General features: G+C 73.3%; 21 protein-coding genes. 6 read left to right on the top strand and 15 right to left on the bottom strand.

Translation table 11 applies throughout. The features are described from left to right. Positions 1 to 447: 447 nt before the first annotated feature. Positions 448 to 525, top strand: a complete 78-nt coding sequence (locus ACFVYI_RS13500; protein ID WP_350540985.1) for a tryptorubin family RiPP precursor — start codon at positions 448 to 450, stop codon at positions 523 to 525. Between the two features lie 80 nt (positions 526 to 605). Continuing rightward, positions 606 to 1,652: a cytochrome P450 gene (locus tag ACFVYI_RS13495; RefSeq protein WP_387884485.1), complete on the top strand. Its 1,047-nt coding sequence runs from the start codon at positions 606 to 608 to the stop codon at positions 1,650 to 1,652. A gap of 60 nt (positions 1,653 to 1,712) precedes the next feature. Here the strand turns inward: ACFVYI_RS13495 and ACFVYI_RS13490 are convergent, their stop codons facing one another. Then, complete coding sequence (locus ACFVYI_RS13490) at positions 1,713 to 2,549, bottom strand: hypothetical protein (RefSeq protein ID WP_387884484.1); 837 nt, start codon at positions 2,547 to 2,549, stop codon at positions 1,713 to 1,715. Between the two features lie 295 nt (positions 2,550 to 2,844). Between ACFVYI_RS13490 and ACFVYI_RS13485 the strand changes: the two genes are divergently transcribed. From ACFVYI_RS13485 to ACFVYI_RS13475, 3 genes are all read left to right on the top strand, one after another. Then, positions 2,845 to 4,107 (top strand): 2-isopropylmalate synthase, encoded by a 1,263-nt coding sequence (locus ACFVYI_RS13485; RefSeq protein WP_387884481.1) that lies wholly within the window; start codon positions 2,845 to 2,847, stop codon positions 4,105 to 4,107. Continuing rightward, positions 4,104 to 4,910 carry a hypothetical protein gene (locus ACFVYI_RS13480; RefSeq protein ID WP_387884478.1) on the top strand — a complete coding sequence of 269 codons (807 nt, stop codon included), beginning with the start codon at positions 4,104 to 4,106 and terminating at the stop codon, positions 4,908 to 4,910. The genes ACFVYI_RS13485 and ACFVYI_RS13480 overlap by 4 nt, the downstream gene beginning before the upstream one ends. Before the next feature lie 134 nt (positions 4,911 to 5,044). After that, the gene (locus ACFVYI_RS13475) at positions 5,045 to 6,397 is read left to right on the top strand and encodes a M14 family metallopeptidase (RefSeq protein ID WP_387884476.1); all 1,353 of its coding nucleotides are present in this window, start codon (positions 5,045 to 5,047) and stop codon (positions 6,395 to 6,397) included. 98 nt (positions 6,398 to 6,495) lie between these two features. Here the strand turns inward: ACFVYI_RS13475 and ACFVYI_RS13470 are convergent, their stop codons facing one another. Then, positions 6,496 to 7,815 (bottom strand): M64 family metallopeptidase, encoded by a 1,320-nt coding sequence (locus tag ACFVYI_RS13470; protein ID WP_387884475.1) that lies wholly within the window; start codon positions 7,813 to 7,815, stop codon positions 6,496 to 6,498. A 459-nt stretch (positions 7,816 to 8,274) separates the two neighbouring features. Between ACFVYI_RS13470 and ACFVYI_RS13465 the strand changes: the two genes are divergently transcribed. Then, a complete protein-coding gene (locus ACFVYI_RS13465) occupies positions 8,275 to 8,739 on the top strand; it encodes a hypothetical protein (RefSeq protein ID WP_387884473.1) in 465 nt (154 codons plus the stop codon). 239 nt (positions 8,740 to 8,978) lie between these two features. On the opposite strand, the gene hypE is transcribed toward ACFVYI_RS13465, so the two are convergent. From hypE to ACFVYI_RS13400, 13 genes are all read right to left on the bottom strand, one after another. After that, positions 8,979 to 10,064 (bottom strand): hydrogenase expression/formation protein HypE, encoded by a 1,086-nt coding sequence (gene hypE, locus ACFVYI_RS13460; protein WP_387884522.1) that lies wholly within the window; start codon positions 10,062 to 10,064, stop codon positions 8,979 to 8,981. Positions 10,065 to 10,092: 28 nt separating this feature from the next. After that, positions 10,093 to 11,217, bottom strand: a complete 1,125-nt coding sequence (gene hypD, locus ACFVYI_RS13455) for a hydrogenase formation protein HypD (protein ID WP_387884471.1) — start codon at positions 11,215 to 11,217, stop codon at positions 10,093 to 10,095. After that, positions 11,214 to 11,501: a HypC/HybG/HupF family hydrogenase formation chaperone gene (locus tag ACFVYI_RS13450; RefSeq protein ID WP_387884468.1), complete on the bottom strand. Its 288-nt coding sequence runs from the start codon at positions 11,499 to 11,501 to the stop codon at positions 11,214 to 11,216. Before ACFVYI_RS13450 ends, hypD begins: the two co-directional genes overlap by 4 nt. Positions 11,502 to 11,516: 15 nt before the next feature. Continuing rightward, complete coding sequence (hypF, locus tag ACFVYI_RS13445; RefSeq protein ID WP_387884466.1) at positions 11,517 to 13,835, bottom strand: carbamoyltransferase HypF; 2,319 nt, start codon at positions 13,833 to 13,835, stop codon at positions 11,517 to 11,519. Then, positions 13,832 to 14,647 carry a hydrogenase nickel incorporation protein HypB gene (gene hypB, locus ACFVYI_RS13440; protein WP_387884464.1) on the bottom strand — a complete coding sequence of 272 codons (816 nt, stop codon included), beginning with the start codon at positions 14,645 to 14,647 and terminating at the stop codon, positions 13,832 to 13,834. Before hypB ends, hypF begins: the two co-directional genes overlap by 4 nt. Positions 14,648 to 14,652: 5 nt before the next feature. Further along, positions 14,653 to 15,033, bottom strand: a complete 381-nt coding sequence (gene hypA, locus ACFVYI_RS13435; RefSeq protein WP_387884461.1) for a hydrogenase maturation nickel metallochaperone HypA — start codon at positions 15,031 to 15,033, stop codon at positions 14,653 to 14,655. Positions 15,034 to 15,150: 117 nt separating this feature from the next. After that, positions 15,151 to 15,255 (bottom strand): DUF6893 family small protein, encoded by a 105-nt coding sequence (locus ACFVYI_RS13430; protein WP_387884460.1) that lies wholly within the window; start codon positions 15,253 to 15,255, stop codon positions 15,151 to 15,153. Further along, positions 15,249 to 15,755: a hydrogenase maturation protease gene (locus ACFVYI_RS13425; protein ID WP_387884458.1), complete on the bottom strand. Its 507-nt coding sequence runs from the start codon at positions 15,753 to 15,755 to the stop codon at positions 15,249 to 15,251. Before ACFVYI_RS13425 ends, ACFVYI_RS13430 begins: the two co-directional genes overlap by 7 nt. Beyond that, on the bottom strand, positions 15,752 to 17,116 hold the full coding sequence (locus ACFVYI_RS13420; protein WP_387884457.1) for a hypothetical protein: 1,365 nt from the start codon (positions 17,114 to 17,116) through the stop codon (positions 15,752 to 15,754). Before ACFVYI_RS13420 ends, ACFVYI_RS13425 begins: the two co-directional genes overlap by 4 nt. Continuing rightward, complete coding sequence (locus ACFVYI_RS13415) at positions 17,113 to 17,757, bottom strand: DUF6084 family protein (protein WP_387884455.1); 645 nt, start codon at positions 17,755 to 17,757, stop codon at positions 17,113 to 17,115. Before ACFVYI_RS13415 ends, ACFVYI_RS13420 begins: the two co-directional genes overlap by 4 nt. Further along, complete coding sequence (locus tag ACFVYI_RS13410) at positions 17,754 to 18,404, bottom strand: DUF5947 family protein (RefSeq protein WP_387884454.1); 651 nt, start codon at positions 18,402 to 18,404, stop codon at positions 17,754 to 17,756. The genes ACFVYI_RS13415 and ACFVYI_RS13410 overlap by 4 nt, the downstream gene beginning before the upstream one ends. Continuing rightward, a complete protein-coding gene (locus tag ACFVYI_RS13405; protein WP_387884452.1) occupies positions 18,401 to 18,868 on the bottom strand; it encodes a thioredoxin in 468 nt (155 codons plus the stop codon). The genes ACFVYI_RS13410 and ACFVYI_RS13405 overlap by 4 nt, the downstream gene beginning before the upstream one ends. Continuing rightward, on the bottom strand, positions 18,865 to 20,649 hold the full coding sequence (locus ACFVYI_RS13400; RefSeq protein WP_387884449.1) for a nickel-dependent hydrogenase large subunit: 1,785 nt from the start codon (positions 20,647 to 20,649) through the stop codon (positions 18,865 to 18,867). Before ACFVYI_RS13400 ends, ACFVYI_RS13405 begins: the two co-directional genes overlap by 4 nt. Positions 20,650 to 20,806 lie beyond the last annotated feature (157 nt).

Raw genomic sequence — 20,806 nt, 5'->3', positions numbered from 1 at the left:
CGTCGGCCCGGAGGGGCGCGGTCCGGTTCGCGAGGGCACCCGCCGTGCCCGAACGGGCAAACCTAACGTTCGGTCGGCCTCGACCGCACCTCCCCCGACCTCCCGCCGCCGGACCCCGGACGTGCTCCGTTCACCCGGCCGCCACCCGGGCCGGGGCCGCGACCAGCAGCGACGCACGACCGCCCGGGCTTTACAACCGCCCCGATGGGCACGATCCTTCCAAACCCGGCCATTTCGGTCGTTCCGCGGGCAATCGGGCGGCGGCCGGCCGTGAAACCTGTCCGGACGCCGACAAGCGAGTGAGCTGCGTCACTTGACGCTCCTTTTGGCACGGGGCTTCACTTCTGGCGTCGAGAAGCGGATCGCAGAATTCTGCCGAGTAACCACCGCATCCCGTCGAACCATGTGCACGATTCATCCGGTCCATCGTCAGACGGAGGTATTGTCATGAAGCTCGTTCACTTCGTGAAGAAGGTCATGCCGGAGAAGAGCCTGAAGGCCTACGCCTGGTACGGCTGGATCTAATCGGGTAGTTCGCCTACCGGGCCCGGGCCCGGTGAGCACCGTCTCACCGGGCACGGGCCTTTCACCCTTGGAGTTCACCGATGCCTATGTCCAGCACGGGCAGGAGCGCCCGGGCCACCGTCTTCGCACCGCGGATCGAGGAACTTCTTCGCCGGTACCGCGGGGCGGACCTCTTCCGCCTGGAGCCCGACACCATCGGGGTCGCCGGCGCCGACCTGATGGACAGCCTGCTCCGCAGCCGGCCCGCCAACGATTCCGAGCGCCCCACCTTCAAGCCCGTCCAGGGCAGGCCCGTCACCCGGACGGACGCGTCCGCGCTCATGCAGGCCGTCTCCGCCGATGTCCGGGTCGCGCTGAAGAAGCCCCTGGGCGACGAGGTCGACCTCTCCGGGAAATGGCCGCACGTCGCCCACGTCTACCTCCGAGATCTCGTATTCGGCCGCGAGAGTTTCCGATTCCGCGTCCTCGTGGACCGCCGGCTGGAACTCACGCCGAAATTGACCTGGGCGGCCGTAGCGGCCGGGACGGCAATGCTCGGAAAACCCGGCACGGAAGTACCGCTGTCCAATCTGGCGGCCCGCGTCCTGGATGCCGAGAGCTACGACGACCGCCGTTATGCCATGTATCTCTACCGGCGGGTGGCCGCGCCGATCTGTTTCACCGTGTCCGCCCTCGTCACCAATGCGCTCTGGCTGGGAGCGCCGTTCGAGGACGGCGAGTCGAACCGGGACATCCTGCTGGAGGCGCTCCGGCTCCTGCCGCCGTCCTGGAACATCCTGCGGATGGCTTCCCCCGAGTTCTCCGCCGTGGACGACCGGATCGGCGCGAAGGACGACCTCCTGATGCTGCCGCTGCTGAGCCACCGCGACCCCGGCCTCTGGGAGGACCCGGACGACTTCCGCCCGGAACGCTGGGCCGACCTCGACCCCGACGACCAGCCCGGCTACCTCCCCTTCGGCCACGCGAACGAGCGCTGCTGGGGGCGGCACATGGTGATGCCGCTGGCCGAACGGCTCCTCGACATCGTGCGCCGGGACGGCCTCGTGGTGAACCCGGAGCAGACCGTCGGCAGGGTCGAGCTGGACGGCCTGCTCGAAGTCCGCGACGTACGGCTGCTCCGGCGCTGACCGGGGCCGGGGCCGGGGCCGGGCGGTCTGGACCCCGGCCGCCCCCGCGCGGGTGCCGCCTCAGCCTCGGAGCGGGGCGTCCAGGAACCGGTGCAGCGAGGCCGTCATGGCGGCGGCGAAGGCGTCCCGGACCGGCTCGGCGACGCGGTCCAGGGACAGGTAGGGGTTGAGGTCCTCCAGCTCGACCAGGAGGAGTTCGCCCTCCCGCGTGCGGCAGGCGTCCACGCGCTGGATGCCGTGGTCGAGGGTGTTCCAGTCGATGAACCGCCGGGCGAACCCGAGGTCCTCGCCGGTGGGGCGGTACGGCTCCAGGATCCAGCGCCGATCGGGATCGGGCGCGTGGAGGGCGTACTGGAACTCGTCGTCGACGAAGTAGAACGACACCTCGTAGCGGAAGTCGATGCGCGGCTGGACGAGGATGTCGCCGTACGCGAGGCCGGCCAGCCGGTCCGGGGTCAGGAAGGTCAGACCGATGGAGTCCGCACCGACCTTCGGCTTGACGGCGTACTGGGCCGACGCGGGCAGACGGCCGAGGTCCTCGGCCCGGTCGACGGTGGGGATCACCGGGAGTCCGGCCGCGGTCAGGTCCAGCAGGTACTGCTTGCCGGCCATGTCGCCCCGGCCCGAGAGCGGGTTGTAGACCCGGGTGCCGCGCGCCGCGGCCTCGGCCCGGAAGGCCTCGTACTGCTCCTGGTAGTGCAGGACGGGGCCGCTGTTGCGGACCGCCACCGCGTCGAAGCCGTCCATCAGCGCGGCCGCGTCCGACGGGTGGCAGAGGGCGATGTCGAAGTCGGCGCGGAGCCGGGCGGACAGCTGGATGTCCTCGTCGCAGTACCGCCGGCCCCGGGCCTGGTAGCCGAGATCGGTCACGAACAGAACGCTGGGGCGGGCGGGCACGGGGCAACTCCTCGGTCGGTGGCCACCAACCTACCCACCGCCGGCACCGCACCCGGCGGAGCCCTGGGTTCCGCACCGCCCACAGGCCAACCTCTCATTCTCCGGGCCAGACCAGCCAGAGCCAGAGCATGGACGGGATTGTTCACTCCACCGGGTGAACCAGGGGGACGCCGGCCTGACGACTGCGCCGGCGGTGCGACGATCACTGCGCCCCCGGCCCGTCGAACCGCCGGTCCGAGGCGCCGTTTGCCGCACCGAACGGCCGAGGGGCGACCGGTCGGCACGAGGGGGAGCAATGGCACGGGACGTGGTACGCGAGTCGGCCCTGGCGGGCCGGGTGGTGATCTGGGAGGAGTCGGCGCGCGACGGCGCCCAGGCCAAGACGCTGATGAGCGCGGACTTCCGGGTGCGACTGGCCCTGGAACAGGGGCGGATCTTCGGGGCGGACGGGCCCCGGCACGTGGTGTTCGCGGCCGGGTTCCCGGCGGTGTGCGCAGAGGAGTTCGAGGCGGTGCGCCGGGTCGCGGTGGAGGCCGAGGGTGCGGTGGGCGTGGCCGCGGTGTGCCGGGGCGCGGCGCAGGACGTGCGGCAGGCCGTCGCGGCGGTCCGCGGAAGCGCACACGCCCGGGTGATGGTGGTGGTGCCGGCCTCGGAGGCGATGGCCGGGGTGATGGTCCACCGCACCGCGCGGGAGGCCCTGGCGGGCGGCGTCGCGCTGGTGAAGGAGGCCCGGGAGCTGGACGACGGGGTCGCCGTCGACGTCTGTCTGGCGGATGCCGGGCGTGCCGACCACGCCCTGGTGGCCGCGTACGCGCAGGCGATGACGGCGGCGGGGGCCGGGGTGGTGGTCCTGGCCGACACCGTCGGCGATCAACTCCCTTCGGACGCAGCGGCGTTGTTCTCCCGGGTACGGGCCGACTGCGACGACGACGTGGTGCTGGCCTCGCACCTGCACAACGACCTCGGGCTGGGGCTGGCCAACACCCTTGAGGCGCTGCGGGCCGGTGTCCGGGTGGTGTCGAGTGCCTGGCTGGGGATCGCGGAGCGCTCCGGCATGGTCGCCACCGAGCAGCTGCTGCTCCTGCTCGCCCACCGCCCCGAGCGCACCGCGCACCTCCTGGGCCGAACCGGCGACCCGTGGTGGACCGCCCCGGACCTGACCCGGCTGCCCGCCATAGCCCGGATGGTGGGCGAGGAGACCGGCGTGCCCCTGACGGTGACCACGCCGGTCGTCGGCCCCGGGGTGGGCACGATCTCCACCGGCACCCCGTTCGTCCACCCCCGGCTGTTCCAGCCCTACGACCCGCAACGGCTCCTGGGCATCGCCCCGAGCGTCGTCCTCACCCAGTTGGCCAGCGCCCGGGTCGTCACCGCGGTCGCCTCCCGGCTGGGCCACGACCTCGACCGGCAGCAGGCGAGGAGCGCGATGGCCTGGGTGAAGACCCGGGCGTTCCGGACCGGCCGCGCCGTCGTCGACGACGAGGCGTTCGCCGCGTACCTCGACGGTCTCACCGGGACGGCCACCGCCGCCCCCACCCCGACCGGGGCCGCCCGGTGAACCGAGGCGCGACGGACCGGAGCACGGCGAACCGGGGCGGCCCGCCGCCCACCGATACCGGCACCGTCGACCTGCCCGGCGCCCGCAGCGCCCTCGGCCGGGGCACGGCGGTCGTCCTGCCCAACCCGGCACCGCTGACCAGCGTGGTCGCCGCCACCGGGCCCGGGACCGTCAACGCGGCGAAGGGCCGCCCCGTCGGCCAGCCGGTCGCGCTCTGGGCCCATCACCCGGACACCCTGGCCGCCCTCGACGAAGCCCTCGCCCTGGCCGCACCGGCTGCCGCGCTGGCAGGCCGCCTCCTCGCCGAGGAACACCTGACCCTCCTGGTCCCGCTGCGCGCCGACGGCCCGCCCCCCGGCTGGCTGGCGCCGGCCGCCAAGGACGGCTGGGCGCTGCTCTTCGGCGCCAGCTGGGCACCCCTGCGCCCGCTGCTCGCCCGCTTTCCGCTGCTGTACGTCAGCAGCGCCAACCGCACCGGCCGGCCGCCCGCGGCCCGCGCCGCCGACGCCGTGGCGATGTTCCCGCCGGGAACGGCCGTCCTCGGCACCGCCGACCTCCCCGGTGCCGACACCGCCACCGAACCCGTCAGCCCCGGACCGACCGGACCGACCGGACCGACCGCGCCGGAGCCGGCGCGTCGGGCGACCACCACCCTGCGCCTGCACCCCGACGGCAGCCTCGACCTGTACCGCCACGGCGCCCAGGACCATCGCCACGGCGACACCGCCACCTACCTGCGCCACCTCCGCCGTACCTACCGGGCGCCCGACCGCCGGACCGCCACCGACGGCGAGAGCGGCTGACGCCAGGGCCACGGCGGCGGTCGGCCAACACCCACCTTCTTGACGAATCCATGACACTGACGGACCATCATGCTGGCGCGCGCCGCAGTTCCTCCCCTGTTCCGTCCCTACGGATCCCCCACAGGAGGACAGTCATGCGACTGCCCCGCCGAGGGAAGCCCGCCGCGGTCACCGCCGTCGTGCTGGCCCTCGTACTCGCCTCCCCCCTCACCACCCAGGTCGCCGCCCACCCGGTCACCGCCGCCGTGGCCGCCGACGCGGCCGACACCGCCCGGCAGTACGTCCTCGACGGCCCCCGCACCGCCGCCGAACGCACCGCCGTCGCCGCCACCGGCGCGTCCGTCGACGCCGTGCGGACCGGTTCGGTGGTGGTCACCGCCACCGCAGCCGAGGCCGACCGCCTGCGCGCGCTCGGCTGGTCCCCCAGCCCGCTGCCGGACCCGACGTACGGCGCCGGGGCCGGCGAACAGGGCGTCGGCGCGGCGGTGTACGACTTCCCGTCCGCCGACTCCGGGTACCACAACTACGCGGAGGCCACCGCCGACATCGACGCCGTCGTGGCCGCGCACCCCGACATCATGAGCAAGCGCGTCATCGGGACCTCCTACGAGGGCCGGGCGATCGTCGCCGTGAAGATCAGTGACAACGTCGGCACCGACGAGAACGAGCCCGAGGTGCTGTTCACCGCCCACCAGCACGCCCGCGAGCACCTCACCGTCGAGATGGCGCTCTACCTGCTGCACGAGTTCGGCGACAAGTACGCCACCGACAGCCGGATCGCGAACGCCGTCAACAGCCGGGAGATCTGGGTGGTCCCCGACGTCAACCCGGACGGCGGCGAGTACGACATCGCCACCGGCCGCTACCGCAGCTGGCGCAAGGACCGCCAGCCCAACGCGGGCAGCAGCAGCGCGGGCACCGACCTGAACCGCAACTGGGACTACAAGTGGGGCTGCTGCGGCGGCTCCTCCGGCTCCACCTCCAGCGAGACCTACCGGGGCGCCGCTCCCGAGTCCGCCAAGGAGACCGAGGTGGTCGCCGACTTCGTCCGCACCCGGGTGGTCGGCGGCAAGCAGCAGATCACCGCGGCCATCGACTTCCACACCTACAGCCAGCTGGTGCTCTGGCCGTTCGGCTGGACCACCGCCAACACCGCCACCGGGATGACCGCCGACGAGTACAACACCTTCGCCACCTTCGGCAAGGCCATGGCCGGCACCAACGGCTACACCCCCGAGCAGTCGAGCGACCTCTACATCACCGACGGCGCGATCGACGACTGGCTGTGGGGCGTGCAGCGGATCTTCGCCTACACCTTCGAGATGTACCCGGGCCCGAACGGCAGCAGCGGCTTCTACCCGCCCGACGAGGTGATCGGGCGCGAGACCAGCCGCAACCGCGAGGCCGTGCTGCGGCTGGTGGAGACGGCCGACTGCATGTACCGCGCGATCGGCAAGCAGCAGCAGTACTGCGGCATCGCCGCCTGAGCCGGGAACGCCGCGCCGGCCGGAGCCTCCCGGGGCTCCGGCGCGCGGCGCCCGGCCCGCGCCCGGCCCCTGCCCGACGGCAGGGGCCGGGCCTGTGGTCAGCGGGTGACGCTCCAGACCAGGCTGCGGGTCAGCGCCGGGGTCAGGGCCGGGTCGATGACGGACGAAGTGGGGTCGGTCGCAACGGCCTTGAGCTCGTGGGCCGCGGGCTTGGGGCCGGTCGGTCCGAGGTCGGCGACGGCGATCGTCCTGTGGTCGCGCAGGGCCTTCACCTCCTTGCCGTCGAGGTACCAGCTCAGCTTGGTGCCGGAGACCGGGAGGTCGACGGTGAGGCGGTCGCTCGCGGTCAGCCGGGTGGTGACGGGCGTGGCGCTGGTGAGGGTGGAGGCGTGCCGGTAGAAGCCGGCGATCATCGCCTCGCGGCCGGGCAGGTTGAACTCGCGCCCGAGTGAGCGCATCACGGAGTTGTCGGTCGGCCGGTTGAGGCCGGACGGGTAGTTGCCGGCGCCCTGGTAGGCGCCGACGGTACCGCCGTCGGGCGAGGTCTTCCCGAGCCAGCGGTACCACTTCACCTTGTCCTGGCGCATCCGGTCGGCGCTCAGGGTGGTGATGTTGGCCTGCGGGGGCTCCGCGCCCTTGTAGGGCTGGGTGCCCTCGGCGACGTACTCGTCCGCGAGCTTGCCCAGCGAGTGACCCGTCTCGTGCACCGCTATCTGGCCGGACGCGCCGTTGCCGCCCGCCACGGTGGCGATGCCGTCGTACCCGAGCGGCGACTGGGTGCTGCCGTAGCCGGCGCCGCCGTACTTGGCGGTGTTGGCGACGACGATGACGAGGTCGGCCTGCGGGGCCTTGGCGGCGTAGGCGTCGACGGCCTTGATGTCCACGCAGAGCAACCGCTCGATGGAGTTGCACCAGAAGTGCGAGCCGAGGGCGGTCTTGCGCACGGTGCTCTGCTTCGGGTCCCCGGAGACGCCCGACTGTGCGGATACGGCGTTCACGGCCCACACGTTGAAGAGCTTGCGATAGGTGGCGTAGGGCTGGACGGCGCTGATGTCCTTCCACTTCGCGGCGGCGTCCTTCTGGAACTTCGCCTGCTCGGAAGCGCTGTAGCCGTCGCCGATCACGACCACGTCCAGCTTGCCGTCCGGGCTCCCGTTGTTGACGATCTTCGTGACGGCGCCGTCCCCGGCGGCGGCCGCGCCCATCGACGGCTCGGCGACGAAGGGGGACGTCGCAGGGACCTTGGCCCGGCTGATGGCACCGTCCTCGGCGAACACCTCGACGTCCTGGTCGCCCGCGGAGGACGTGCCGAGGACGGGGTCGGACGGAGCGGCGACCGCCGGGCCGACGCCGACGGCAAGGGCCGCCAGCGTCGTGGCGCCGGCCAGGAGGACCGAGGTGAACCTGCTGTTGCGCAAGGGAGTTTCTCCGAATCGGTTGGCAGCGAAGAGCGGTGACGAGTGGGTTCCGGGACGGGCCGTGCGGAGCCGCGCGGCCCGTGCGTCACCCGCCACCACCAGCCCGCCAACACCGGCTCGCCGGGGGCGAGCTGACTGGGCGACACCCCCGGCCACCTCACCGGTGGATACGGCCGACTCCCCGCGAACGGTTCACACCGCGCCCGCCCGGCGTCCGCCGGACCCGCCTGCGCCACCGGACGCCCAGTAGGCGGGCACCGCTTCGGGCACTCACCCTTCACTTCCGTCCCACCTGTACTCCGCAGCCATTCGCGCCGCCAGAGGAGCAGATTCCTATGCCAACTCGCCTTGTGGCGTTCAATTTGACGACGCCTCAGCTAAAGGAGCATAGTGAAATATCACATTGCAACGACCTCCCGGATGGACCGGGAGGCCCCTTCACACAGGAGAAGGCTCCCCATGACTCGCAAGATCCTGACGACGGCCGCCGCAGCGGTCGCCCTGGGAACGGCTCTGGTCGTCGCGGCTCCGGCCGGTGCGGCAACTGCCTCCGGCGCCACCGACGCCCCCACGGTGATCTGCGACAACTACGGCCTGCAGGCCGGTCTGGCGACCAAGGTGTGCGCCACGGTGAGCGGAGACAGCATCGAGTTCACCGGCCACATCGGCCTGGCCGGCCCGCCGAGCCCCGGCAGCCCGCTCCCCCGGCCGAAGCAGGTCGAGGTCGTCCTGACCGGCAGCGTCGCCGGCGGACTCACCCTCGGCACGACGCAGCAGACGTTGACCTTCCAGAGCCAGCCGATCGTGGTCGAGGGCGTCCACGGAGCGGTGGCCTGCGGTTCGACCGTGCACGCCTCGTTCTCGGTCGCCTCCGCCGGATGGGTCGCCAAGCCCGTCAGCACCGACGTGCCGGTGAACTGCTGACGGAACGGGCAGCGGACAGCGGTGGGAGCCCGCGCTGACGAGCACGGCCCCACCGCTGTCCGACCTTCCGTCCTCCGGTCGCCGGACAGCCCGTCGCTGTACCAGCGGTGACCGCGCCCCCGGGCCCGGACCGGTCCGGGCCCGGCCGGGCGCACACCCGGCCGGGCACGTCGTGGGGGTACCTCCCGGCCGAAGCCGGGGGGCCGCGCGCCGATCCGCCGGGACCGACCGGAGAGGATCTAGCAGATCCGCGGCAGTTGCTCACCCATCGGCAGGTCGACCACCCGGGTGCCGCCGAGCGCCGTACGGGCGACCACCATGCCGGGGTGCTCCGCCACGCACTCGCCGATCACCGCCGCTCCCGCGCCCAGGGGGTGCGCCCGCATCGCGGCGAGCACCGCCTCCGCCTGCTCACGCGGCACGAAGGCGACCAGCTTGCCCTCGTTCGCGACGTACATCGGGTCGAGGCCGAGCACCGCGCACGCGTTGGCGACCTGCGGCGGCACCGGAACGGCACGCTCGCTCATCACCACGCCCACGCCGGCCGCCGCCGCGATCTCGTTGAGCGCCGCGGCCAACCCGCCCCGGGTGGGATCGCGCAGCACGTGCAGATCCGGGGTGACCGCCAGCATGGCGTCGACCAGGCCGCCCAGCGCGGCGCAGTCGCTCTCGATCTCCACGCCGAACTCCAGGCCCTCGCGCACGCTCATGATCGCGACGCCGTGCAGCCCGATCTCCCCGCTGACGATCACCACGTCGCCCGGAACGGCCCGCTGCGCTCTGATGTCCACCCCGGCCGGGACGAGCCCGATGCCGGCGGTGTTGAGGTAGACGCCGTCGCCGTGACCGGCCTCGACCACCTTGGTGTCACCGGTGGCGACCTCCACCCCGGCCACCCGCGCGGCGGCCCCGAGCGCCCGGGCGACCCGGTCCACCACGGCCATCTCCACGCCCTCCTCCAGGATGAACCCGCAGGACAGGTAGGCCGCCCGGGCCCCGCTCATGGCGAGGTCGTTGACCGTCCCGTTGACGGCGAGGTCGCCGATGCTGCCGCCGGGGAAGAAGAGCGGCCGCACGACGTAGGAGTCGGTGGAGAAGGCGAGTCTGGCCCCGCCGAGCTCCAGGACGGCGGAGTCGCCGAGCCCGGCGAGCACCCGGCCGCCGAACGCCGGGGCGAAGATGTTCTCCACCAGCTCGGCCGACATGGCCCCGCCTCCGCCGTGCCCCATCACCACCCGCGGGTGGTCGCGAAGCGGCAGCGGGCAGCTCCACCCGGAGAGGTCCGGCGCAGCGGACGGCACGGCAGGCGGTGCGGCGGACGGCACGCCCGCCGGCGCGGTCAGGATCTCGGCCTCAGCCAACGGGGCTCGCCTCCCGGGGAACGGCCGGCGTGCTCAGCCGGCGGTAGAGGTAGTACGCGGCGCAGGCCCCCTCGCTGGACACCATGGTGGCGCCGAGCGGGGTGCGCGGAGTGCAGGTGGTGCCGAAGGCCTCGCACTGGTCGGGCTTGAGCAGGCCCTGCAGGACCTCCCCGCTGCGACACTGCGCGGACTCCCGGGTGGTGATCCCGGCCACGTCGAAGCGGTGCTCGGCGTTCTGGTCGTGGTAGCGCGAGGACAGCCGCCAACCGCTCTGCGGGATCACGCCGATGCCGCGCCAGGCCCGGTCGGTCACCTCGAAGACGTCCTCCAGCATGGCCCGCGCCGCCGGGTTGCCCTCCGGGCGGACGGCCCGGGCGTAGGCGTTCTCGACGGTGTGCTCGCCGCGCTCCAACTGCCGCACGGTGCGCCGGATCCCCTCCAGGATGTCCAGCGGCTCGAACCCGGTGACCACGATCGGCACCCGGTGGCGCTCGGCCAGCGCCGGGTACTCGTCGGTGCCCATCACGCTGCACACGTGTCCGGCGGCCAGGAAGCCCTGGACCCGGCACTGCGGCGAGGTCATGATGGCCTCGATGGCCGGGGGCACCCGCACGTGCGAGACGAGCATGCTGAAGTTGCGGACGCCCTGCTTCCTGGCCTGGTGGACGGCCATGGCGTTCGGCGGGGCGGTGGTCTCGAAACCGATGCCGAAGAAGACGACCTCGCGGTCCGGGTTCTCCCGGGCGATCCTCAGGGCGTCGAGCGGCGAGTACACCACCCGGACGTCACCGCCCTCGCCGCGGACCCGGAAGAGGTCGCGGTCGGTGCCCGGCACCCGCAGCATGTCGCCGAACGAGCAGAAGATCACTTCGGGCCGGGCGGCGATCGCCAGCGCCCGGTCGATCACCTCCAGCGGGGTCACACAGACCGGACAGCCCGGCCCGTGGATCAACTCGACCTCCTTCGGGAGGAGTTGATCGATCCCCTGCCGGATGATGGTGTGCGTCTGCCCGCCGCACACCTCCATCAGCGCCCACGGCCTGGTGACCGTCGCCCTGATGTCCGCGAGCAGGCCGGCCGCCAGCTCCGGGTTCTGGAAGTCCTCCAGGTACTTCACTGCTGTTCCTCCCTCACGGCCGCTGCCGCCGCTTCCCACGGGTCGCCGAACTCCTCCTGCAACAGGCCGATCTCGGCGAAGAGCTCCAGCGTCCGGCGGGCCGACTCCTCGTCGAGGCGCTGCAGGGCGAACCCGACGTGCACGATGGCGTACTCACCCACCTTCAGGTCCGGGAGGTACTCCAGGCACACGTCCTTGACGACTCCGCCGAAGTCGACGACCGCCATCCTGGCGCCGTCGCGTTCCGCGATCTCCACCACTCTTCCGGGCACCGCCAGACACATCCGGGCTCTCTCCTCTCAGGTGGCGACCGGGCCGGCGGCCCGGGCGGCCACCATCAGCTGCCCGAGCGCCAGTCCTCCGTCGTTGGGCGGCACCCGGCGGTGCCGCAGCACGGTGAAGCCGTCCGCCCGCAGGCCGGCCGCGCAGGCCGAGGACAGCAGCGCGTTGGCGAAGACCCCGCCGGTCAGCGCGACCGTCCCGGTCCCGTGCTCCTCCCGGGCGGCTCCGCAGATCCGGCGGACGAGTCCGGCCACCGCGTCGTGGAAGCGGGCCGCGATCCGACCGGCCGGGGCGCCGGCGGCCAGGTCGGCCACCACCGCGGCGAGCACCGGCGCCGGGTCGGCGACCAGCGTGCCGTCCACCGGCCGCAGGTCGAACGCGTACCCCCGGGCCGGGCCGTGCGCCAGCGCCGCGCCCTCCAGCTCGATCGCCGCCTGCGCCTCGTACTCGACCCGCTGGCAGATCCCGGCGAGCGCGGACACCGCGTCGAACAGCCGCCCCATGCTGGAGGTCGGCAGGCAGTTCAGCGAGCGCTCCAACTGCCGCTCCAGCAGCCGCTGTTCATCGTCCGGGCAGGCCAGGACCGGCGGCAGCTCGGCCGCCCACGGGAGCCCTGCCGCGCGCAGGTGGGCGAGCGCCATCCGGTACGGGCGCGCCACCGCCGCGTCCCCGCCCGGCAACGGGACGTACGCGAGGTGGGCGAGCCGGCGGTAGCCGTCGTAGTCGGCCAGCAGCACCTCGCCGCCCCACACCGCGCCGTCGTCACCGAACCCGGTGCCGTCGAACGCGACCCCCAGCACGGGCCGGCCGCCGTCGAGGCCGTGCTCGGCCATCACCGAGGCGACGTGCGCGTGGTGGTGCTGCACCGCCCGCACCTCCCGCCCGCGGGCGGTGCTCCGGGCGTGCCGCACGGACCGGTAGCCGGGGTGGCGGTCCACGGCCAGCAGGTCGGGCCGGACCCCGGTGACGGCGCCCAGGTGCGTCACCGCCCGGTCGAAGGCGTCGAGGGTGGCGAGGTCGTCCATGTCCCCGATGTGGCCGGACAGCCAGGCGTAGTCGTCCTGCGCCAGCGCGAAGGTGTTCTTGAGGTCACCGCCCACGGCCAGCACCGGCCGGACCGGCACCGGGAGCGGCAGCGGCAGCGGCGCGTGGCCGCGGGAGCGACGGATCGGCAGCTGCTCACCGTCGACCACCCGCACCACCGAGTCCTCGCACGGGACGTGGATGGGCCGGTCGTGCGTGAGCCAGGCGTCGACCAGCGGCGCGAGCCGGGCGAACGCGTCCCGGTCCTCCGTCACGACCGGCTCGCCGGAGAGGTTGGCGCTGGTCATCACGAGCAGTCCGGGGCCTGGCGGGGCGATCAACAGCTGGTGCAGCGGGGTGTAGGGCAGCATCACCCCGAGGTCCGGGCTGCGGGGCGCCACCGCCTCCAGTGCCGCCGGCCACGGCCCGCGGCGGCGCAGCAGGACGATCGGCCGCACGGGCCCGGTGAGCAGTTCCTCCTCGACCCGGTCCGGGCGGACCAGCGGGGCGACCTCGCCGAGGTCCCGCGCCATCAGGGCGAACGGCTTGGCGCCGCGCCGCTTGCGCCGGCGCAGCCGGGCCACGCTCTCCTCGTTGAGCGCGTCGCAGGCCAGGTGGTAGCCGCCGATGCCCTTGACGGCCAGGATCGCTCCGTCGGCGAGCAGGCGCCGGGCCTCGGTGAGCGCCGTCTCGCCGTCGAGCGTCGCCAGCCCCGGCACGACCAGGGCGAGTCTGGGGCCGCACGCGTGGCAGCAGACCGGCTGGGCGTGGAAGCGCCGGTCGGCCGGGTCGGTGTACTCGCGCTCGCAGTCCGGGCACATCGGGAACCCGGCCATCGTGGTGTTGGCCCGGTCGTAGGGCAGACCGGTCACGATGGTGTGGCGGGGCCCGCAGTTGGTGCAGCTGATGAACGGGTGCCGGTGGCGGCGGTCGCCGGGGTCGGCGAGTTCGGCGAGGCAGTCCGCGCAGGTGGCGGTGTCGGGCGGGATCAGCGTCCGGCGCGGGCCGTCGGCCCGGGAGGGTGTGATGGCGAACCCGGTCGCGCCGGTGAGGGCCAGGACCTCGTGCTCCACCGAGGCGACCTGCGCCAGCGGCGGCGCGTCGGTCGCGATCCGGCGGCAGAACGCGTCCACCGACTCCGGCCGGCCCTCGACCTCGGCCAGCACGCCGTCCCCGGTGTTGGTGACGGTGCCGGCCAGGCCGAGTTCGGCGGCGAGCGTGAAGACGAACGGTCGGAACCCGACCCCCTGGACGAGTCCGCGCACGGCGACCCTGCGCCGCTCGGGCCCGGCCGTCGGCCGACCGGCCGTCACGACCGTTCCGCCACCGGGACGTGCGGATGCGCGTGCGCGCCGTCGTGCCCGTGGTCGTGCCCGTGATCGTGGCTGTGGTCGTGCCCCGCCCCGGGCCCGTGGGTGTGCCCGTGCCCGTGCCCCGGTGTGCCCGCCATGACCGGCCGGTGCGGCTCGGCGCCGTCCAGCACCGCGAGCGCCCGGTCCAGCAGCACCCCCGCCCCCTGCCCGGTCCGGACGGAGGTGAACAGCACCTCCACTCCCGGGTTGACCCGCGCGACGCTCGCCAGGAACGCGGCCTCGTCGAACTCCGCCGCCACCGCGAGGTCCGCCTTCGTCACCAGCACCAGGTTGGCCAGCCCGAAGGCCGTCGGGTACTTGAGCGGCTTGTCCTCCCCCTCGGTGACGGACGCGAGCACCACCCGCAGCGACTCGCCGAGGTCGTACGAGGCCGGGCAGACCAGGTTGCCGACGTTCTCGACGAAGAGCAGCCGGGTGTCCCCCGGCAGCCAGCCCGCCAGGTGCTCCCGGAGCATCGCCGTCTCCAGATGGCACAGCCCGTCGGTGAGCACCTGCTTCACCGGAGCACCCGAACGGGCCAGCCGCACCGCGTCGTTCTCGGTCGCGAGGTCCGCGGTGAGCGCCGCCACCGGCACCCCGCGCGCCCGGGCCAGCCCGAGCTCGGCCTCCAGCAGCGCCGTCTTCCCGCTGCCGGGGCTGGACAGCAGGTTCACCACGACGGTTCCGCGCGCGGCGAGTTCGGCGCGCAGCTCCCGGGCGCCGTCGTCGTTGCGGGCGAGGACCGCCTGGCGGAGTTCCACCGTGCGACACATCGGTTTCAGCCTTCCTGGTCGGCCAGGGCGCCCGCGGGGCGCTCGGCCCACTGGACGCCGAGGATCTGCAACTCCCGGCCCGCGAGCAGCTCGACCCGGGCGCCGGCACACTGCGGGCACCCCAGGTCGGGCGGCATGCCGACGGCCCACTCGACACCGCACGGGGTGCACCTCGCCCGCGCCGGCACCGCCTCGGTCTCCAGCACCGCGCCTTCCAACAGCGTTCCGGAGCAGGCGAGTTCGAAGCAGAAGTCCAGTGCGGAGGGCACTACTCCGGCGAGTTCGCCGACCTGCAGGCGCACCCTCTCCACCGCGAACGCCCCGTGCTCACGGGCCGCCGCGTCCACCTGCTCGACGACGGCCGTCGCGATCGACATCTCGTGCATCGGCCCCACTCCCCTTGCCGGAGGCAACAGGCTTCATTACAAGGGCGCGGTGGCGACATCGGCTCGCAGCCGCGCCGCCACCGCGCCCGGAGTACACCGTTCGCCGCAACCCGGTCCTCACATCCGCAGGATCCGCAGGTAGCGCTTCAGGTCGGGCAGGCTCTGCCAGACCAGGGTCACGACCGCGGCCACGACGGCCGCGCCCAGCAGGTTCTTCAGCATGGTGACGCCTCTCTCTGCGCCTGCGCGTCCGCTCCGACGATCCGCAGGATCACTCCGACCGCCTCCTCGACGGCGGCGGCCACCGGGGCACTCAGCCCGATGCCCTCCTCCAGCGACTCCGGCTCGCACCCGACCACCAGCACCCGTCCGGGCGGGGATCCGCCCGTCCCGGCGGCCAGCGTGCCGAGCAGCGCGAGCACGGCGTCCGGACCCATCCGGTGCCCGTCCAACACGGGCGCCTCCACCGGGCCGGCGTCCGCCTCGATCAGGTACACCGTGCCCGGCTCGCCGCCGCGCGCGGTGGCGTCGACGAGCACGAGCGTCCGGTAGCCGTCCAGCAGCTGGTAGGCCAGGTGTACTCCGCGCACGCCCACGTCGACCAGTTCGACGTCCGGCGGCAGCGGGTGCCCGGCCAGCCGCCGGACGGTCTCCACGCCGAACCCGTCGTCACTGAGGAAGATGTTGCCCACCCCGGCCACCAGCACCCGGCCCGTGTTCATGACTCCTCCAGCGGGGTGACCTCGTCCGGCTGGAAGTAGCGGAACCGGCCCTGGGCCCGCCACAGGTCCGCTCCGGGGTCGTCCTCCACCGTCACCGCGAGGTGCACCGAGCCGTCGACGTCGTGCAGCACGGCCTCCACCACGGCGGTCCGGCCGTGCAGGAAGAGGTCCTGGGCGTCGGTGCGCCGCCGGCCGGGCCGGAGCAGCACGCGACTGCCGGCCCCGACCTCGCGGCCGTCGACCACCACCCGGTCCCGGTCCGGGTCCACCTCCGGATCGTTGCCCGGATCCCACCAGGGCTGGTCCGGGTCGTCACCGGTGATCTCGCGCAGGCCCCGGACGGCGCCGTGCAGCCGCTCCAGGACCTCCGGGGGCATCGAGTCGGCGAGGTCGATCACGGCTCCCGCCCGCTCGTCGGTGCCCCGGGCCTCCCGCTTCTCGCGCTCGGTCAGGGCCGCCGTCCGCAGCGCGAGGATCTCGTCGATCTCGGTCGCGTCGTAGAGCGCGCCGAGGCTCTCCGGGGCCACGAGCGGGTGGTCCTCCAGGATGATCGGCGAGGACAGGAGCACCTGGGCGCGGCCGGGCGGGCCGGCCAGCACCGGCCAGGTGTGCTCGTTGCGGCACTCGCCGACGGCGGCCTTCGCCCACTCGGGCGGGTCGGTCACCGACAGGAAGGCGCCCCGGTCCAGGCCCAGCAGCAGGTGCGCCGAGACCAGCGCGCGCGGCAGCGCCGCGTCCCGTCTGTCGCCCGGCCCGGGCGACCAGTCGGCGGTGTTCTCCACCACGACCGCCAGCCTGCGCACCTCGTACGGCCCCGGAACGTCCCGGGCGGTCAGCCGCAGGACGCCGGCGGCCTGCTCGCGCCGGCGCAGCAGCCGGCCGACCGTCACACCGCCCTCGCGGAGCAGTTCCATCTCCTCGCAGGCCGGCAGCGCGAACGGCCGGACGATCCCGTCACCGACCAACTCATCCACGGGGACGACGAGTTCGACCCGCTCCTCGACTCCCTCGTCCCACGGGACGAGCACCCGGTCGGCGAGCTCCAGCTCGTCGACCGGCTCGAAGCCGCCGGCCGCGGTGGCGCGTTGGACGGTCCGCCGCTGCGCCCGGAGGAACCGCAGCTCCACCGCGAGCCGGTCGCCGGGGCGCGGCTCCATCAGGCACTCGGTGCGCTGGTGGGAGTGCTCGCCGCTGTCCTGGCCGTAACCGGGCGGGACGAGTACGCCGAACTGCCAGCGCAGCCGGTTCTTGGCCGCTGAGGCGCGGTACGGGTAGAGCACGTAGCCCTCGAAGAGGACGGCGTCGGCGATCTGCCGGGCCTGGGCGAACCGGCCCTCGGTCGCGGCCGTGAAGGCGTTCACCGGGCGACCTCCTCGGTCCGGACGGCGTCGAGCAGCTCGCGCACGGTAGCCTCCCAGGACGGCAGGGCCCGTCGTGAGCGGTAGGCGAGCAGCTCCGCCATCAGTTCGCCCGGCAGCCGCAGCCAGCCGCAGCCGGGGAAGTGCTGCTCGATCATCTCCCGCCACACCTGTACGGGCATCCGCAGCGTCGCCTCCCGGTCCCAGGGCACCGGGGTGACCTGGAAGCCGCCGGGGCCGGTGAACGCCGTGCCGGAGAACAGCAGCAGCAGGGGGACGTCGCCGCCGTCCAGCGCCGCGAGGTAGCGGGCCGAGGCCACGTCCATGTCGTAGGTGCACGGCACGACCAGGTCCACCTCGGTCTCGCCGGTGAAGCCGGGCACCATCAGCGGGACGAGGGCGAACTGCACCGGGTGCAGCGTGCTGCCCCAGCGGGAGCGCTCGCCGAAGAGGTCGGCCAGCCGCTCGCCCTCCGCCTCGCCGTAGGAACGCCGCGCGGGCTCGATCCGCAGCTGGCAGCGGAGCGCGAGGGCGTGCACCCGGGTACCGGCGGGAGCGGTGATGCGCAGCCGCAGGACCAGCGTCGGCCCGGCCGCGTGGGGGTCGGGCCGCACCCCGGTGCAGGCGAAGGAGAGGGCCGTCACGAGACCTCCTCCGGTCGTGGCGCACGGGCCCGACCGGCCACCCGCGCGAAGAACGCGTCGAGTTCGGCCCGGGCCTCGGCCCCGCCGTCGAACCCCTTCCAGCACCGCCGCAGCCGGCCCACCAGCTCGTAGCAGACGTCGATCGGCACCAGAAAGCACTGGACCGGGCTCGCGGCCGGGTGCCGCAGCAGCAACGCCTCGACGTCGGGCTCCAGTTCGGCGGCGAGCCGGCTGCCGCCGAGCGCGGCCTGCCAGTCCGCCTCGTCGGGCTCGCTCTCGGTCGCGCCGCCCGGGCCGGGGTAGAGCAGCACCAGCCGGTCCTGCCGGGCGTTGCGGAACAGGAAGGCCGTCTCGACCGGGATCCCGAGCGCCGCCCACTGCTCCTCGCCGAAGCGGTGGTCCGGCTCGGCGAGGTAGCGGTCGGGCACGCCGCGGTAGCGGCCGCCGGCCGCGCCGGGCTGTTGGAACAGCAGCCCGCAGGCCGTGCAGACGCAGGTGAGGGACTGCTCCTCGGTGTCCACCAGGTGCCGGTGTTCCTGCGGGACCTGCTGGCCGCAGAACGTGCAGCGCTCCGGCTGCGGGGGCGCGGGCTCGCGCAGCCGGCGCAGCAGGGCGGCGCCGGGGCGGGACAGCCGGCGGGCGCTCACCGCACCTCCGCCGAGGCCGGCGGGCGGGTGCCGATCTGCAGCAGCTGCGGCGCGCGGTCCAGCTCCACGGCCGTCACCTCGGGGGCGTGGCAGGCCAGCGCGGCCTCGATGTCCTGCTCGCTGCAGCCGCAGCCGCTCCTGGTCCGGCGCAGCCGCAGGCCGCCCGTCCCGGGGTCGAAGCCGAGCTGCTCGACCGGCTCGGGCAGCGAGGCGAGCGCGCGGGCGATCCGCGCGGTGACGTCCTCGGGGTGGAGGTCGTGCAGGACCAGCAGCCCGGCCACCGCCGGGTCGTCCAGCAGCTGCCCCAGCGCCTGCGGCGGCAGGGCCCGGACGAGCCGGGTGAGCCCGTCCCCGTAGAAGGCCATCAGCTCGCGGACGAGCTGCTCGCCCGCCCCCTGCTCCTCGCCGTCGGCCAGGTGGTCCAGCGCCTCCTGGATCCGCAGCCCGGTCTCCTCCGCCGTCATGCGGTGAGCCCGCTCAGGCCCGTGGGCACGTGCATCTTCTGCACGGTCCGGCCGCCGCCGACGTACATGTGGACGCCGCAGGGCAGACAGGGGTCGAAGCTGCGCACGGCCCGCATGATGTCGATGCCCTTGAAGTTCTCCGGCGAGTTCTCCTCGAAGATCGGCGTGTTCTGCACCGCGTCCTCGTAGGGGCCGGGCGTGCCGTAGCTGTCGCGGACGCTCGCGTTCCACGGTGTCGGCGGGTACGGGTGGTAGTTGGCGATCTTGCCGTCCCGGATCACCATGTGGTGCGACAGGACGCCGCGCACGGCCTCGGTGAAGCCGCAGCCGATGGACTCGTCCGGCACCTCGAACCGCTCCCAGGTCTGGCTGCGCCCGGCGCGGACCTCGGCGAGGGCCTTCTCCGCGAAGTGCAGGGCCGCCGCGGCCGCGTACGCCTGGAAGTACGTCCGGGCGCGGTTGCGCTCGATGGCGTTGCTCCACCGGGGGATCTTCCACTCGAAGGTGGTCTCCGGCTTGGTCATCGAGCGCGGCAGGTTGATCTGGACGCTGTGGCCGGTGGCCTTGATGTAGCCGATGTCGACCAGGCCGGAGAGCGCGGTGGACCAGAGGCGGGCGATCGGGCCGCCGCCGGTGTCGAGGGCGAGGTGGTCCTTGCCGTCGAACCAGCGCGGGGACATCACCCAGCTGTACTTGTCGTCGAAGTTGCGCTTCTGCGGGGCGGGGACGGTGTGCTGGTTCCAGGGGTGCCTGGGGTCGACCGGGTTGCCCAGCGGGTCGTGGGTGACGAACAGCTCCTTGCCCTCCCAGTCCTCGTAGTAGGAGCTGCCGAGCAGGATGCGGATGCCGAGGTTGATCTCGGTCAGGTCGTTGGTGACCAGCTTGCCGTCGACGACCACGCCCGGGGTGACGAACATCTTCCGACCCCAGTCGGTCATGTTCCGGTACGTGAAGTCGCAGTGGTCCGGGTCGTTGAGGCTCCCCCAGCAGCCGAGCAGGATGCGCCGCCGGCCGACCTCCTCGTAGCCGGGCAGCGCCTCGTAGAAGAAGTCGAAGAGGTCGTCGTGCAGCGGCACGACCTTCTTCATGAACTCCACGTACCGCATCAGCCGGGTCAGGTAGTCGGTGAACAGCTGGACCGTCGCCACCGTGCCGACGCCGCCCGGGTAGAGCGTGGAGGGGTGCACGTGGCGGCCCTCCATCAGGCAGAACATCTCCCGCGTGTAGCGGCTGACCTGCAGCGCCTCGCGGTAGAACTCGCCCTCGATCGGGTTGAGCGAGCGCATGATGTCGGCGATCGTCCGGTACCCGTGGTCGCCGGCGTGCGGCGCCGCGGTGCGCTCGGCCAGCTCCAGGACGCCGGGGTTGGTCTCGCGGACCATCTTCTCGCAGTAGTCGACCCCGACCAGGTTCTCCTGGAAGATGTTGTGGTCGAACATGTACTCGGCGGCCTCGCCGAGGTTGATGATCCACTCGCCGAGGTGCGGGGGCTTCACCCCGTACGCCATGTTCTGCGCGTAGACGGAACAGGTGGCGTGGTTGTCGCCGCAGATGCCGCAGATGCGGCTGGTGATGAAGTGCGCGTCGCGCGGGTCCTTGCCCCGCATGAAGACGCTGTAGCCGCGGAAGACCGAGGAGGTGCTGTAGCACTCCGCGACCTTCTTCTGCTTGAAGTCGATCTTCGTGTGGATGCCGAGGCTGCCCACGATCCGGGTGATCGGGTCCCAGGACATCTCCACCAGGCCGCTGCCGTCGCCGGCTGCCTTCGTCGTCGGTGCCATCGTGTCTGTCGTGCCCTTCTGGAAGCGGGGAGGGTCAGCGGCGGAGCGGGCCGCCGCACCGGGGGGGGGGGGCGGCGGGCCCCCCGGGCACCCCGGCGTGGGGGTAACCGGCGGGAGCGAGGGCCCCGGGGGGGGCCCCATGGGTTAAGATTAGAGG

The sequence above is a fragment of the Kitasatospora sp. NPDC058218 genome (genome assembly GCF_042882445.1).
Taxonomy (GTDB): domain Bacteria; phylum Actinomycetota; class Actinomycetes; order Streptomycetales; family Streptomycetaceae; genus Kitasatospora.
This window is presented reverse-complemented; position numbering and strand designations above follow the sequence as displayed.

What these genes read in the sequence shown, in the direction of transcription:
- ACFVYI_RS13500 (WP_350540985.1), top strand. Translation starts at nt 448, where the DNA reads ATGAAGCTCGTTCACTTCGTGAAGAAGGTCATGCCGGAGAAGAGCCTG.
- ACFVYI_RS13495 (WP_387884485.1), top strand. Translation starts at nt 606, where the DNA reads ATGCCTATGTCCAGCACGGGCAGGAGCGCCCGGGCCACCGTCTTCGCA.
- ACFVYI_RS13485 (WP_387884481.1), top strand. Translation starts at nt 2,845, where the DNA reads ATGGCACGGGACGTGGTACGCGAGTCGGCCCTGGCGGGCCGGGTGGTG.
- ACFVYI_RS13475 (WP_387884476.1), top strand. Translation starts at nt 5,045, where the DNA reads ATGCGACTGCCCCGCCGAGGGAAGCCCGCCGCGGTCACCGCCGTCGTG.
- ACFVYI_RS13465 (WP_387884473.1), top strand. Translation starts at nt 8,275, where the DNA reads ATGACTCGCAAGATCCTGACGACGGCCGCCGCAGCGGTCGCCCTGGGA.
- ACFVYI_RS13450 (WP_387884468.1), bottom strand. Translation starts at nt 11,501, where the DNA reads ATGTGTCTGGCGGTGCCCGGAAGAGTGGTGGAGATCGCGGAACGCGAC.
- hypB (WP_387884464.1), bottom strand. Translation starts at nt 14,647, where the DNA reads ATGTGTCGCACGGTGGAACTCCGCCAGGCGGTCCTCGCCCGCAACGAC.
- hypA (WP_387884461.1), bottom strand. Translation starts at nt 15,033, where the DNA reads ATGCACGAGATGTCGATCGCGACGGCCGTCGTCGAGCAGGTGGACGCG.
- ACFVYI_RS13430 (WP_387884460.1), bottom strand. Translation starts at nt 15,255, where the DNA reads ATGCTGAAGAACCTGCTGGGCGCGGCCGTCGTGGCCGCGGTCGTGACC.
- ACFVYI_RS13425 (WP_387884458.1), bottom strand. Translation starts at nt 15,755, where the DNA reads ATGAACACGGGCCGGGTGCTGGTGGCCGGGGTGGGCAACATCTTCCTC.
- ACFVYI_RS13405 (WP_387884452.1), bottom strand. Translation starts at nt 18,868, where the DNA reads ATGACGGCGGAGGAGACCGGGCTGCGGATCCAGGAGGCGCTGGACCAC.
- ACFVYI_RS13400 (WP_387884449.1), bottom strand. Translation starts at nt 20,649, where the DNA reads ATGGCACCGACGACGAAGGCAGCCGGCGACGGCAGCGGCCTGGTGGAG.